Source organism: Pseudomonas sp. GW821-FHT04C07, from assembly GCF_059420325.1.
In genome coordinates, this window is the sequence record NZ_JBWKTM010000018.1 from 22,569 (window position 1) to 36,067 (window position 13,499).

Here is a 13,499-nt window from a genome sequence, read left to right on the forward strand (position 1 = left end):
CACATCATCATTCATGAGCTCAAAAATGAAAAAGCTTCTTTCCGTAGACCCTGCGAAAATTGGCAGGCCGCCGGGTTCGGGCTCGCCGGATGCTGTTCGGGACGAGCTGTGTGATGGAACGCCCGCGCCGTTGAGGCAAGCTCTGGAGCAGCTACTTGGACCCGACCGCGTACTGCATCGACTGGTTGACCTGGTCCGCTATGCCTCAGATGCCAGCCCATATCGGCTAGTGCCGCAAGTCGTGGTCGTCGCGCACGATGAGGACGATGTAGCGAAAGTCCTTCGATTCTGTTCAGAAACAGGTCGACACGCCACTTTTCGCGCTGCGGGAACCAGTCTGAACGGGCAAGCATTGTCAGATGAAATCCTCATCGACGTGCGGAAGTTTTTCGGCGGCATCAAGGGCATCGGAGAGGGGGGGCTCAGCGTAAAGGCTGGTGTCGGAACCATCCTATCGCATGCAAACGCGCATCTTGCACCGTACGGTCGCAAGATTGGGCCGGACCCGGCAAGTTCCGCAGCGTGTACGCTTGGTGGCGTGGTTTCAAACAATTCAGGCGGTATGCGCTGCACCATTGCTCAAAATGCTTATCAAACCGTTAGAGCGCTAACGTTCGTGCTGGTATCCGGAACGAAAATCGACACGTCGGACCCAGATGCGGAGCAACGCTTCCTGGCAAGCGAGCCCGAGCTGGCGAATGGGTTGATGGCGCTACAAGCGGAGATCCTTGCGGACGACGAACTTGTCGGACGAATTCGTCGGAAATACTCCATCAGAAATACCCATGGCTACCGCCTTGACGCATTCCTGGATGGTCGCTCTCCCCTGGAGATATTCCGTCGCCTCCTGGTGGGCTCGGAAGGGACGCTTGGATTCATCTCGGATGTGACATTTAGTACTGTTGAGCTTCCGGCGGTCACCAGCGTCGCATGGATTGCCGTTCCTTCCATTAATGACGCAATTGCGCTCGTGCCGGAACTGGTTGCGCTCGGGGCCAGCGCAGTCGAATTGATGATCGCACCGGCCTTACGGGCTGCGGCTGCAGCGTTCCCCGGCACGCCTGAATACTGGAAATCGCTCGACTTGGAGGCAGCTGCCCTGCTGATCGAGATCGGGGCCAGCGACGAGGACAGCCTGACCGAAAAGCAAGCTCTCGTCATGCACCTGACTGACCAAGTCACGCTGCTGGGAGATTTAACCTTTACCAGTCACGCGGAGGCAATCGAGCTCGCTTGGCATGTAAGGGAGGGGCTGCTGGGCCTGATTGGCAAGCAGCGACCACTGGGTTCCTTGCTTATCACCGAAGACGTGTGTTTCCCCCCGCTACTACTGGCTAGCGCAGCCCATGACCTGCAAGACCTATTGCGCAAACACGGGTTTATGCCTGGAGTTGCAGGGCACGCGGCCCATGGCAATCTTCACTTCACTCTGATCGCGCGATTTGATGAGGAAGAGGGCAGGGCTACCTATGCAAAGTTTATGGAGGAACTTGTCGACCTCGTGGTGCGCAAATACGACGGTTCCCTGAAAGCAGAGCATGGAACCGGGTTAAATATGGCACCGTTTATCACCCACGAATGGGGGGAGCGGGCGACAAACATCATGTGGCGAGTCAAGAGCCTAGCTGATCCGCATGGCATTCTCGCACCCAACGTTATCCTCTCCCGGGACCAGGATATTCATCTGAAATCCTTCAAGTCGCTCCCGACGATAGAAGGCGTTTCCAATGCCAATCAGTGCATCGAATGCGGTTTTTGCGAGCCAGTGTGTCCGAGCCGAAACGTTTCCATGACACCGCGACAGCGTATCGTTGTGCGCCGGGAAATGGCCCGACAGAGGGAGGATTCTCCGATCTTGCGACGGCTCCAGGAACAATATCAATACGACGCCATTCAAACCTGCGCCGGTGATGGGTCTTGTTCGGTGCCTTGTCCCATTGGAATCAACACGGGCGAATTGATGCGCGAGTTTCGCCGGCGTTCACAGAGCGAGACCTCCGAGAACGTGGCCCTGTCCGTTGCCAAAAAATGGAGCGCTGTCGAGCGCGTTAGCACCGTCGCACTCACTGGTGTGAAAATTCTGGGCAATACTTTTGGTTGGCGGCCAGTGAAAGCGATTGCAGACACGGCGCGAATATTTGTTAGCGCCGATATCCTCCCTACCGTGCCGGGACCGATGCCGAAGCCGGCCGCAAGCCGTATGCCAGAGACCGTCCGCGAAGGCGCTGATGCGGTCTACTTCACCGCGTGCGTCAATCGAATGTTTGGCCGTGACCCCGACACCGCTCGCGACGCGATTTCGATTCAGGAGGCTCTCGTTCGGGTCTCGCATCGCGGCGGGAAAAAGCTGTGGATTCCGCCGGACATCGGTGGACTCTGCTGTGCGACGCCGTTCAGTTCAAAGGGTTTCGTTGCTGCGCATGACTTCATGGCCAATGCGATTGCGCAGGCACTTTTGCGGTGGACCGATGAAGCTCGCTTGCCAGTTGTGGTCGACGCGGCATCTTGTACTCACGGCCTGGTGAGCGGGATAGCTGAGCATCTTACCCCTGAACTGCGCGAGCGCTATTCGCGCCTGAGCATTATCGATTCAGTAACCTGGTGTGCCAGCCTCCTACCCAACCTCAAGGTAAGCACGCCATTGAAGTGCATTATCTTGCATCCTACCTGCGCGATGTTGCACCTCAATCTGTCGGGCCAACTCAAGCAGGTGGCTCAGCACATGGCGCAGGAAGTCGTCGTCCCGATTGGCGCGACTTGCTGTGGCACCGCGGGCGACCGAGGCCTCTTGCATCCAGAGTTGGTAGCGTCAGCTACGCGAGAAGAGCATGCCTATGTGGATGCGACGACAGCAGACGCCTACGTGTCGGCAAACCGTACATGCGAAATGGGGTTGCGGCATGTTACGGGTAAACCCTATGAGTCTTTCGTCTTTAGTCTGGAGCAATGCACCCGAGATATCTGAGTGCGCCGCTCCCTCGTTAACCGATCTCACTTTAAATTGAAGGGCCGATCATGAAATTTATGCGCTTTGCCAAAGATGGTCGTGTCGGGCTAGCTGCAGCGGCAAAAGGAGAAGAGTTCTATGGATTCTTTCTCGCTGACATTCCGGAATTTGGCGACCTTGGTAACGCTCTACTTGCAGGCGAGGAGGCAGTCGCTTCGCTTGGCGCACGACTTTTGCAAGGGGAGCCCGTGGACTTCGCAACCTGCGACCAACTTCCCCCGCTCAGTTCACCCGAAAAAATCGTGTGTATCGGATTGAACTATCGTGACCACACGAGCGAGGCGGGATTGGCACAACCAGATTACCCAACCATTTTCTCGCGTTTCTCATCGAGCCTCATCGGACACCGCCAACCAATCGTCCGGCCCAAAGTGTCACAAAAACTCGACTACGAGGGGGAGATCGTCATCGTTATCGGTAAGGGTGGACGGGCAATTCCGAAGACCTCGGCGTTTACACATGTCTTTGGATACTCTTTGTTCAACGACGCGACCTTACGCGATTATCAGATGCGTACGCCCCAGTGGACAATGGGCAAGAACTTCGACGGTACGGGCTCATTTGGTCCTTACATCGTGACGGCAGATGAACTGCCTGCCGGTGTGAAGGGGCTGAAACTGCAAACACTGCTGAACGGCCAGGTCGTTCAGGAAGGTAATACCAACGATATGGTTTTTGATGTGGCGACGCTCATCGAAACTGTCAGCGAAGTGATGACACTAGCCCCAGGCGACCTGATTGTTTCAGGTACCCCCTCCGGTATCGGTATGGCACGTACGCCGCCGCTTTGGATGAAGCCAGGTGACACTTGTGTCGTAACTTCGGAAGGTCTGGGTAGCTTGGTAAACCCTATTGTGGATGAGTAATTGAACCCAGTGCTTTTAACGCCCTCATGTTTGGTGGGGTGCCGTCTGTACTGGAAACGGTCACCATTTTTTTACGCTGGCGAGTGCGCAGACGATTTCCGCATCGCACTGTGGTGCCAAGAGAGTTTTGCAACGAACGGTTCTTTGGCATTGATTTCGAATCTGGCGAGTTGGCATATCTGCGTAATGTCACGAGAACGAGAACATAAACCATGCCGAAATGGTTTACCGAAGCGATCACCAAAATGGAGCCAGTATCATGCGATATTCTGATTACAAATGCTTCCGGTTCAGGTTTGATTCTGGAATTGCATTCGTCAGCATCAATCACCCACCGATAAATCTTCTTGATGAAGTGCTGTCGTTGGAGTTCGACAAACTTGGCAAAGAACTCGAGGTCGATGAGAGTGTCCGAGTCGTGGTCCTACAGAGCGAACTTCCTGATTTCTTTATAGCTCACTCTGGATTGGGGAGGGTTGGAGCCGCTCCCAAAACTGTTTCCCATACCCGCAGCTTTCGCCTTACACAGATGATCGGCGAACGGTTCAAGAACATGCCTAAGGTAACCATTGCAAAAATCGAAGGACGGGCTCGGGGAGGAGGGAGTGAGATCGCACTGGCTATGGACATGTGCTTTGCTGCCCAAGGCAAAGCGGTTTTCTCCCAGCCAGAGGTCGCCGTTGGGCTTGTTCCGGGCGGTGGCAGTACGCAAAGATTGCCACGGCTCGTCGGGAGGGGACGCGCCTTGGAGGTGCTTTTGGGTTGCAACGATTTTTCGGCGGAGCAGGCTGAACGTTATGGCTTTATCAATCGAGCGTTACCGGCGCAGGAGTTGACACCTTTTGTCGAGGAACTCGCTCACCGAATCGCCTCATTCCCTGCGCATGCCATTGCTCATACCAAGGCGGCCGTGGATATTGGAGCATTTGGCTCCTTGGCAGAGGGACTGCTGGTTGAAGCCCATGAGTCAGATTTGAGTGTCGCTCACGACGTGGCGCAAGCGCGTGTGGCGGAGGCATTGAAGGTTGGTGCTGAAACTTATGAAGGTGAGCTGGAGATGGACTTTATGTCGAAACTTTCCCCACTGTACTAATAGCGCCATTTCGGATTGCCATTTGGCGGAGTGTTTCAACATTTCGGGGAGAGCAAAGCTTCGAAGTTCGTGGATAGTCGGCAATGTTCGGTAGCACATGGCGCAGATCGGCGTGGGGATATATCCATTGAACTTGGGCTGACGATCAGCGAGTACATGACGGCGGTGCGCTCACCGTCATGTACGCGCCCTGCGGCGTTTTTCAAGGTGGTTGTCGCGTCGCTACGTGTCCGCCCTCCGGCGGCAAGGGCTTGCGGCTGGAACCCCGCGTTAATGGAAAACTCGTTCAGTGGGTCAATACCAAGGACATGATCTTTGATGTAGCGACCATCATCTCCACCCTCAGCCAAGCGCTCACCCTGGAGGCCGGCGACGTAATAGTGAGCGGCACTCCGGCTGGCGTCGGCTTCGGCATGACCCCCAAGGTCTACCTCAAGCCCGGTGACGTGGTTGAGGTCTCAATCGAAGGTATCGGCAAACTGGTCAATCCGGTGATGGACGAAGCGTAACGGTAGCGGCAGGCCATGCAACCTCGCATGGGCTCCGCCTCGTGTGGCCGGGCAAAGCGCCCCGATGATGAGCAACAGGCCTGGCGCCGGTGAGCCTAACTATTTTGTGTGAGTTGCGTGATCTTCAAACGCGGTGACGATGCCATCAATCATTGCGGCGATGCGCGCGGTATGCCGAAGGTCCTGATGCGTGACGAGCCAGACTTCATAGACCGCCCCACGTGCGGGTTCCGGCCATATCTGCACGAGGCCGTCGTGTTCAGCCAGATGTATCGGAAGCTCGCCGATGCCGATGCCGGCCTTTACCGCAGTGCGCAACATGAGGCTGGAATTGAAGGTTGATACGATGCGCCCCGCGTGTATCGGTTCGCCAGCAAGCGTTGGTGATCGATTAGCGGCCCAAAGGACAAGATCGTGGCCCGCGAATGCGGAGCCAGCGACGGGCTTGCCGTTTCGCTCAAGATAAGCACTCGATGCAAAGAGCGCCATGGGCCACCGAGCAATGCGTCGCGCGACAAGATCGGGATTATCCGGTCGGACTGACCGGACCGCGATATCCGCTTCGCGCTTTGCCAGGTTTAGCATGCGTGTCGAAGTGTCCAGCAGGACGCGCACTTCGGGATGCAAGGCATGCAGTCGTTCGATGGCCGGAAGCAGGAACTCGAACGCGATCAAGTCGGTACTGGTGACCCGTACGTCCCCCGCAAGCCGTGTATCCGTACCTTGAGTTTGCCTGACGAGTTCGTGTGCGAAGTGCTCCATTTTCTCCGCTGATCTCAGCGCGACCTCGCCAGCGGTGGTCAACGCGTAACCCTCAGATGTGCGGAGAAAGAGCGTTGCACGTAGAGCGTGCTCCAGTGCCGCAATCCGCCTGCCGACCGTCGCCTGATCGAGATTGAGCGCTCTGCCTGCTCCACGTAGCGTTTTTTCACGCTCCACCGCTAGAAACACTCTCGCATCATCCCAATTCATCGTGCCCTCCTGGTGATGCAGATTTGCATCTCACGACATGAATAATGCTGCACGCCAGCATCAGAGTCGATACCTATACTGCGCTGACTCGGAGCCCACGCTCAATGATCCGCACGGATCAATCAAGCATCATCTTTTGAAGGAGTGATAGCTATGTCTGTTCCAACTTATCGCGTACCGTCCCACATGACGGCCATTGAAATTCAACAGCCCGGCGGTCCTGAGGTCCTGGTGCCGACTACGCGCTCGGTACCGACGCCAACCGCCGATCAGGTGCTGATCCGCATCCACGCGGCTGCCGTGAACGGCCCAGACGTGTTCCAGCGCAAAGGGCTGTACGATCCACCCGCTGGAGTGACTGACATTCCAGGCCTGGAAGTGTCAGGTCAGGTCGTCGCCGTTGGCTCCAACGTGTCCAACTTCCAGATCGGTGAACTGGTGTGTGCGCTGATTCCCGGCGGTGGTTACGCAGAATTTGCAGTCGCGGATGCCTGCAACACGATGCATATCCCCAAAGGCCTGTCGTTGTTGGAAGCGGGAGCCATGCCAGAAACGTTTATGACGGTATGGCTGAACGTTTTTCAGCGCGGCAAGCTGGTTGCTGGTGAGTCGGTGTTGGTCCATGGCGGCGCGTCAGGTATCGGTACCACCGCGATCATGCTGGCGAAGGCATTTGGCGCTTCGAAAATCATCACGACAGTCGGATCGCAGGCGCATCAGGAGGCCAGCCTGGCGCTAGGTGCGGACATCGCAGTTAATTACCTCGAGGCCGATTTCGTCACCGAAACGAAGCAGTCCACCGATGGCAAAGGCGTCGATGTGATCCTCGACATCATTGCCGGCGACTATGTGCAGAAAAACTATGACGTCGCCGCAATGGACGGCCGGATTCTTCAGGTGGGTGTGATCAAGGGCCCGGCGAAGGACCTCAACGTCATACCGATGATGATGAAACGTCTAACGCATATGGGCTCAACCTTGCGTTCGCGCACATCCGCGGAAAAGGCGACCATCATGAGTGAACTCGAACAGCAGGTCTGGCCGCACATCGAGAGCGGCAAGATCAAGCCGGTTATCTACAGGACCTTTGCGCTCACTGACGCTCGCGGCGCTCACGAGCTGATCGATTCCGGCACGCATTTTGGAAAAATTGTCCTGACGACAGGCGCCACTCTAATCGGCTAAAAGACTGGCGTTTCACCAAACCGGCAAGCCTCTGCCGGTTTGGACGTGGGTGTGAAGAAAGGACATTTTTTTAAAAGATATACCCGCATTACGCTCACTTATAAGGCCGTCTCTGCCTTGTGAGCAGGCATTTTCCGCATTAAGTTCGTCAATAGTATCTGCCCCTCACAATAAGCAGAGGAGATAGACATGGCGCTTACTGACCAATCCACCAAGATCCGCTCTGGCGAAGAACTCGATGCCAACCTGATTGATCCATACCTCAAGGCCCACATTCCGGGCTTGAGCGGTTTGCCGCAGATCAGCCAGTTTCCGGGTGGCGCATCGAACCTGACCTACCTGATCAAATACCCGCAACAGGAATTCGTCCTGCGCCGTCCGCCGTTTGGTCACAAGGCCAAATCGGCCCATGACATGGGGCGCGAATTCCGCATCCTGACTCAACTCAGTGAAAGTTTCCCGTGCTGTCCCAAGGCCTATGTGCACTGCACTGATGAGTTGGTGATTGGGGCTGAGTTCTATGTCATGGAACGGGTTAACGGCATCATCCTTCGTTCTGAACTGCCCAGCGAATTGAACTTCAACGCAACGAAGACCGAAGCCCTGTGCAAAAGCTTCATCGACAAGTTCGTTGAACTGCACAAAATCGACTACGCCGCTTGCGGGCTGGCAGACCTGGGCAGACCTGAAGGTTATGTGGCGCGGCAGATCAAAGGTTGGAGCGACCGCTATGAGAAAGCGCTGACCCCGGACGCTCCGCCGTGGGAATTAGTCAAAGCCTGGCTCAACGACAAGATGCCGGCCGACCACCCGACGTCCAGCATCGTGCACAACGACTATCGCTTCGATAACGTGATTCTGGACCCGCACAACCCAATGCAAATCATCGGCGTGCTGGATTGGGAGCTGACTACCCTCGGCGACCCATTGATGGATCTGGGCAACACCCTGGCCTACTGGATCGAAGCGGGCGACCCTGCGCCGGTACAACTGATGCGCCGCCAGCCCAGCCACGCACCGGGCATGCTGACTCGTCAGACGTTCGTCGATTACTACGCCGAGCGTTCAGGCATCCGTATCGACAATTTCGACTTCTACTACACCTACGGCCTGTTCCGCCTGGCCGGCATCGTGCAGCAGATCTACTACCGCTTCTACCATGGCCAGACCCAGGACAAACGCTTCGCACAGTTCATTCACATGAACAAACTGCTGGAACAAATGAGCCTGCAAGTCATCCAGAAATCCAGCCTCTGATCGCCCGCAACGGCCAGCCCAAAACAAGAGTAAACCATGTCCAAGACTCAGTTGTTCGACCTCGAAGGCAAGATCGCTTTCGTTTCCGGCGCCAGCCGCGGCATCGGTGAAGCCATCGCCAAACTGCTGGCCCAGCAAGGCGCCCACCAACCCGCAGTTCTGTAACGTGCTGGACACCGACCTCAGCGCCTTCCAGAAAACCGTGGATGTGAACATTCGCGGGTACTTCTTCATCTCGGTGGAAGCCGGCAAGCTGATGCGCGAAAACGGTGGCGGCAGCATCATCAACGTGGCTTCGATCAGCGGTATATCGCCGGGCCCATTCCAGGGCATCTACTCAGTGATCAAGGCTGCAGTGATAAACATGACCAAGGTTTTCGCCAAGGAATGCGCGCAATTTGGCATCCGCTGCAACGCTCTGTTGCCAGGCCTGACCGACACAAGGTTCGCTTCGGCACTGGTGAAAAACGACACGATCCTGACCCAGGCCCTGTCCCGGATCCCACTCAAACGTGTGGCTGCTCCGAGCGAATTGGCCGGTGCTGTGTTGTACCTGGCCAGCGATGCGTCCAGGTACACCACGGGTGTGACGCTTAACGTGGATGGCGGCTTCCTGTCCTGATTGAGGGATGATGGTGAAATGCCGCCTGCGACATGACCACCGCCTGTGATGTCTTCCGCAGCTACAGCAAAGAACTCATACCGGATGGCCCTGCAGGCTATTACGAGTTGCACGGCCCGGACAAATCAATGAGCCCAGGAAACGGAAAACTGGTAAGCGACGCAGTGAAAGCAGAGAGCAAGGCAAATAAGGCCGCTGAAAAGTGCACCGCGACATAGTTGTTCTTGATTTCGTAGGGCCCTTCGAATCTCATTGAGCCCGACTAAAACGTGAGTCTGCAAGCTTGTCTATGCACGCTCAAACATCGCATTCGAGGCAACTCCAGTCTGTCACAACAGGGGCTTGCGCCGGCCCGAAGCCACTCTAAAAGGGCGGTTGCCAGCCGATTTCTGCCGGTCAATATTGAATGAAGTAGGTCCTTTGCAGCTGGCTAGCCTCCCAATCTCGGCCAGTCCGCTGGTATTTCTGCCCCTGAACCAAGTTTTATCGCTTCAATCGTTCGGCATAAATCTCTGCACGTACCGCCCCCAAAACCGGTTCCTTGCGCCTACAGTGGCGGCGGCGAATTGATGAGTCGCCCAATAGGAAGGGGGGGCAACTTATTCGGTGGCTGTGTAATCCGGCTTGCCCATTACAACTTATCTGAAAAGAATTTAACTCTCAGTGAAGATGACCGATCAGTTCGTTACAATTTGCATCAATTTGTTACATTCATAGGATAAGCTGATCAATTCGTTTTTCGCTGAGTGGGCGCCATGGCCATCAATTTCGACCTGAATGACTTGCAGGCTTTTCGCGCCGTGGTCGAGCAGGGCAGCTTTCGCAAGGCTGCCGACACGGTGCGCATCTCCCAACCGGCGCTGAGTCGACGGATTGAAAAGCTCGAAGACGCGCTGGGCGTCAAGCTGTTTGAGCGCACCACCCGCCGCGTTAGCCTGACGCAGGCAGGGCGAGCGTTTGCGCCCAGTGTCGACCGTTTGCTGGATGACCTGGATGTGGCACTGCTGGGGCTCAGCGATGTCGCGTCGACCCGTTTGGGTTACGTCACCGTGGCCTGCGTGCCTTCGGCGGCCTACTACTTCATGCCACGGGTGGTCGCCCAATACCATCAGCGGTTTCCACGAATCAAGGTCAAGGTTCTCGACTCGAGCGCCCATGACGTGCTGAGTGCGGTAGTCAATGGCGAGGCGGATTTCGGCTTGAGTTTCATGGGCACACTGGAGGCCGAGGTCGAGTTCGAACCACTGGTGCAGGAGCGCTATGTGGTCGCCTGTCGACGCGATCATCCCTTGGCCAGTCGCGCAAGCGTGAGCTGGAGCGAGCTGTACCAGCAGGATTACATTTCCCTCGACAAGACCTCGGGCAATCGTTTTCTGCTGGATCAGGCGCTGAGCGGGATCGTACCGGCGCGTCAGAGCATCTGCGAAACCCGTCATGTCACCACGATGATCGGCCTGGTCGAAGCCGGGTTGGGTATTGCCGCGGTGCCGTTGATGGCGATGCCCGGCAGTGACCATCCGATTCTGACTCATGTAACGCTGACCGACCCGCAAGTGATGCGCAGCGTTGGCCTGCTCAAACGCAGGGGACGGACCTTGACGCCTGCGGCGTTGGAGCTGGAGCGATTGATCGTCGAAATGAAGGTCAGCCAACCGCCAGCACCGGCCTCAGCGCAGGTCGGCTGAGGCCGGCGCCAGGTTTAGCGGCTGACCGAGTCCAGTCCGGTTGCCGTGACATCTGGCTGGGCGGCCGGGGAGGCGAGGTAGTCGAGCAACGCCTTGGCTTGCGCCGGGTGTTGCGCGTCGACCGGAATGCCAGCGGCGAAGCGTGTCACCGACTGCACGGATTCCGGGATCTTGCCGACGAATGTCACGCCGGGCACCGGAAGTAATTCACTGACCTGTTGGAATCCCAGTTGGTAGTCGCCAGTGGCAACCACGGAGCCCACCGGGACTTTGGGCACCATGGTTGATTTGGCTTTGAGCTGCGGTTCGATGCCCAGGCGCTTGAACATCTGGTCCTGTATGTACACACCGCTGGCGCTGTCGGAGTAGGCTACGGACTTGGCGTTCAACAATGTCGCCTTCAGCGCCTCGACCGAGCTGATGTCCGGCTTCGCCGCACCCTCGCGCACCACCAGGCCAATCCTCGAATCGGCCAGTTCAACCCGCGACTCGGGCAAGACCTTGCCTTGTTTGATCAACTCATCCAGGGCGTAGCCAACCATGATCACCACATCTGCGTGCTCACCACGGGCCAGGCGATTGGGGATTGCCTCAGGCGACTTGCCCATGGACGGACCGAGTGCGGTGTCGAGGGTGTTGCTGGTGGCGGCGGCGAACTTCGGGCCAAGTACTTTGTAGGCGGCGGTAAAGCCACCGGAGGTCATCACACGCAGCTCTTCGGCTTGCACAACGGTGCTCAGGCCCATAGCGCCGAGCAATGTCAGCGCCGCGAGGTTCAGTAATTTTTTCATCGACACATCTCTGTCAGGGGTTGGCTTATTGCACGGCGGCTTGCAAACGACCGGTCGAGCGCCGGTACAGGTAAAGCGTTGCGCACAACGCACACAGGGCGGCGAAGCTCATCCAGTAACCGGGGGCGGCCTTGTCGCCGGAATACTGGATCAAGAAGGTCGAAATTGCCGGGGTAAAGCCGCCGAATACGGCAGTTGCCAGGCTGTAGGCCAGGGAAAATCCGGCCACGCGGACTTCCACCGGCATGATTTCGGTCAGTGCTGCAACCATTGCGCCGTTGTACAAACCGTAGATGAACGACAGCCACAACAGCACCAGCAACATGTTGATGAAGCTCGGTGCCTGCACCAGGTACGACAACGCCGGATAGGCTGTGGCCAGGGTCAGCAAGGTCATGGCGAGCAACACCGGACGTCGGCCGATGCGGTCAGACAGCGCGCCACCCAGTGGCAGCCAGCAGAAGTTCGACACGCCGACCAGCAAGGTCACCAGCAGCGCATCGGAAGTGCTCAGGTGCAGCACGGTTTTGCCGAAGGTCGGCGCGTAAACGGTGATCAGGTAAAACGCGGTGGTGGTCAGCGCCACCATCAGCATCCCGGCGATTACGATCTGCCAGTTCTGCAGCAGCGTGCCGAACACCTGGCGCATGCTAGGGCGGTGACGGCGAGCAGTGAACTCTGCGGTTTCTTCGAGATTGCGCCGCAGTAAAAAGATGAACGGCACAATCATGCAACCGACGAAAAACGGAATACGCCAGCCCCAATCGGCAATCATCGTCGCCGGCATCCATTGGTTCAGCCCATAGCCCAGCGCGGCGGCAATGACGATCGCCACTTGCTGGCTGGCCGATTGCCAACTGGTGAAAAAGCCCTTGCGGCCCGGTGTGGCGATTTCCGCCAGGTACACCGACACGCCACCCAACTCAGCACCTGCGGAAAACCCTTGAAGCAGACGGCCGATCAACACCAGCGCCGGGGCAAACAGGCCGATGGTCTGGTAGCCGGGCACCAGCACAATCAGAATCGTGCCGCTGGCCATGATCGACAGGGTGACGATCAAACCTTTGCGGCGGCCGACATCATCGATGTAGGCACCGAGAATCACTGCGCCCAACGGGCGCATCAAAAAACCTGCGCCAAACACCGCGAAGGTCATCATCAGAGAGGCGAATTCGCTGCTGGCAGGGAAGAACGCCGCCGCGATATAGGTGGCGTAAAAACCGAAGAGGAAGAAGTCGAACTGTTCCAGGAAGTTGCCCGAGGTGACCCGGAAAATTGCACTGGCCTTGCTGCGAGCGGATGTCGCTGGCGGATGGGTAGTAGCTTGCATGTTTTGTCTCCCGCGCTTTTTATGACATGCGCAACGTGGCGCATGGATCTTATTAGGGCGCAATACTGGAGCAGGTCGATCGATATGATAAGTGCATATTTAGCATCTATTGATGCGTCAAGGTTATCACTCCAACAGGATTGCCCTGCAACGTAAAATCTGAGAAAACGCGGTCCGTGTTT

The 13,499-nt window shown here is 56.9% G+C and carries 10 protein-coding genes and 1 pseudogene; 8 read left to right on the forward strand and 3 right to left on the reverse strand.

The window, feature by feature from the left end; all coding sequences use genetic code 11:
* Window positions 1-25: 25 nt before the first annotated feature.
* The 4 genes from AC07UI_RS26285 to AC07UI_RS26300 all read left to right on the forward strand — a co-directional run bounded on the left by AC07UI_RS26285 (window position 26) and on the right by AC07UI_RS26300 (window position 5,475).
* Entirely contained in the window at window positions 26-2,965 is a 2,940-nt protein-coding gene (locus AC07UI_RS26285; RefSeq protein WP_494995232.1) for an FAD-binding and (Fe-S)-binding domain-containing protein, read from the forward strand.
* A 50-nt stretch (window positions 2,966-3,015) separates the two neighbouring features.
* Window positions 3,016-3,873, forward strand: a complete 858-nt coding sequence (locus AC07UI_RS26290; RefSeq protein ID WP_494995233.1) for a fumarylacetoacetate hydrolase family protein — start codon at window positions 3,016-3,018, stop codon at window positions 3,871-3,873.
* Window positions 3,874-4,132: 259 nt separating this feature from the next.
* The gene (locus AC07UI_RS26295) at window positions 4,133-4,966 is read left to right on the forward strand and encodes an enoyl-CoA hydratase/isomerase family protein (protein WP_494995234.1); all 834 of its coding nucleotides are present in this window, start codon (window positions 4,133-4,135) and stop codon (window positions 4,964-4,966) included.
* A 251-nt stretch (window positions 4,967-5,217) separates the two neighbouring features.
* On the forward strand, window positions 5,218-5,475 hold the full coding sequence (locus tag AC07UI_RS26300) for a fumarylacetoacetate hydrolase family protein (RefSeq protein ID WP_494995235.1): 258 nt from the start codon (window positions 5,218-5,220) through the stop codon (window positions 5,473-5,475).
* A gap of 99 nt (window positions 5,476-5,574) precedes the next feature.
* Here AC07UI_RS26300 and AC07UI_RS26305 read toward each other — a convergent pair whose 3' ends face one another.
* Window positions 5,575-6,447 carry a LysR family transcriptional regulator gene (locus tag AC07UI_RS26305; protein WP_494995236.1) on the reverse strand — a complete coding sequence of 291 codons (873 nt, stop codon included), beginning with the start codon at window positions 6,445-6,447 and terminating at the stop codon, window positions 5,575-5,577.
* A gap of 186 nt (window positions 6,448-6,633) precedes the next feature.
* Between AC07UI_RS26305 and AC07UI_RS26310 the strand changes: the two genes are divergently transcribed.
* From AC07UI_RS26310 to AC07UI_RS26325, 4 genes and pseudogenes are all read left to right on the forward strand, one after another.
* Complete coding sequence (locus AC07UI_RS26310; RefSeq protein WP_494995318.1) at window positions 6,634-7,632, forward strand: NAD(P)H-quinone oxidoreductase; 999 nt, start codon at window positions 6,634-6,636, stop codon at window positions 7,630-7,632.
* Between the two features lie 189 nt (window positions 7,633-7,821).
* Window positions 7,822-8,889, forward strand: coding sequence for a phosphotransferase family protein (locus AC07UI_RS26315; RefSeq protein ID WP_494995237.1), 1,068 nt, complete (start codon window positions 7,822-7,824; stop codon window positions 8,887-8,889).
* Between the two features lie 36 nt (window positions 8,890-8,925).
* Window positions 8,926-9,511, forward strand: a pseudogene (locus tag AC07UI_RS26320) (SDR family oxidoreductase).
* A 755-nt stretch (window positions 9,512-10,266) separates the two neighbouring features.
* Complete coding sequence (locus AC07UI_RS26325; RefSeq protein WP_494995238.1) at window positions 10,267-11,196, forward strand: LysR family transcriptional regulator; 930 nt, start codon at window positions 10,267-10,269, stop codon at window positions 11,194-11,196.
* Window positions 11,197-11,210: 14 nt separating this feature from the next.
* Here AC07UI_RS26325 and AC07UI_RS26330 read toward each other — a convergent pair whose 3' ends face one another.
* Window positions 11,211-11,987 (reverse strand): substrate-binding domain-containing protein, encoded by a 777-nt coding sequence (locus AC07UI_RS26330; protein ID WP_494995239.1) that lies wholly within the window; start codon window positions 11,985-11,987, stop codon window positions 11,211-11,213.
* A 25-nt stretch (window positions 11,988-12,012) separates the two neighbouring features.
* Window positions 12,013-13,317: an MFS transporter gene (locus tag AC07UI_RS26335; protein WP_494995240.1), complete on the reverse strand. Its 1,305-nt coding sequence runs from the start codon at window positions 13,315-13,317 to the stop codon at window positions 12,013-12,015.
* Window positions 13,318-13,499: the final 182 nt, after the last annotated feature.

Excerpts from the sequence above, each read along its gene's own strand:
- AC07UI_RS26285 (WP_494995232.1), top strand. The coding sequence starts at position 26 with ATGAAAAAGCTTCTTTCCGTAGACCCTGCGAAAATTGGCAGGCCGCCG.
- AC07UI_RS26325 (WP_494995238.1), top strand. The coding sequence starts at position 10,267 with ATGGCCATCAATTTCGACCTGAATGACTTGCAGGCTTTTCGCGCCGTG.
- AC07UI_RS26305 (WP_494995236.1), bottom strand. The coding sequence starts at position 6,447 with ATGAATTGGGATGATGCGAGAGTGTTTCTAGCGGTGGAGCGTGAAAAA.
- AC07UI_RS26290 (WP_494995233.1), top strand. The coding sequence starts at position 3,016 with ATGAAATTTATGCGCTTTGCCAAAGATGGTCGTGTCGGGCTAGCTGCA.
- AC07UI_RS26295 (WP_494995234.1), top strand. The coding sequence starts at position 4,133 with ATGCGATATTCTGATTACAAATGCTTCCGGTTCAGGTTTGATTCTGGA.
- AC07UI_RS26330 (WP_494995239.1), bottom strand. The coding sequence starts at position 11,987 with ATGAAAAAATTACTGAACCTCGCGGCGCTGACATTGCTCGGCGCTATG.
- AC07UI_RS26310 (WP_494995318.1), top strand. The coding sequence starts at position 6,634 with ATGACGGCCATTGAAATTCAACAGCCCGGCGGTCCTGAGGTCCTGGTG.
- AC07UI_RS26315 (WP_494995237.1), top strand. The coding sequence starts at position 7,822 with ATGGCGCTTACTGACCAATCCACCAAGATCCGCTCTGGCGAAGAACTC.
- AC07UI_RS26335 (WP_494995240.1), bottom strand. The coding sequence starts at position 13,317 with ATGCAAGCTACTACCCATCCGCCAGCGACATCCGCTCGCAGCAAGGCC.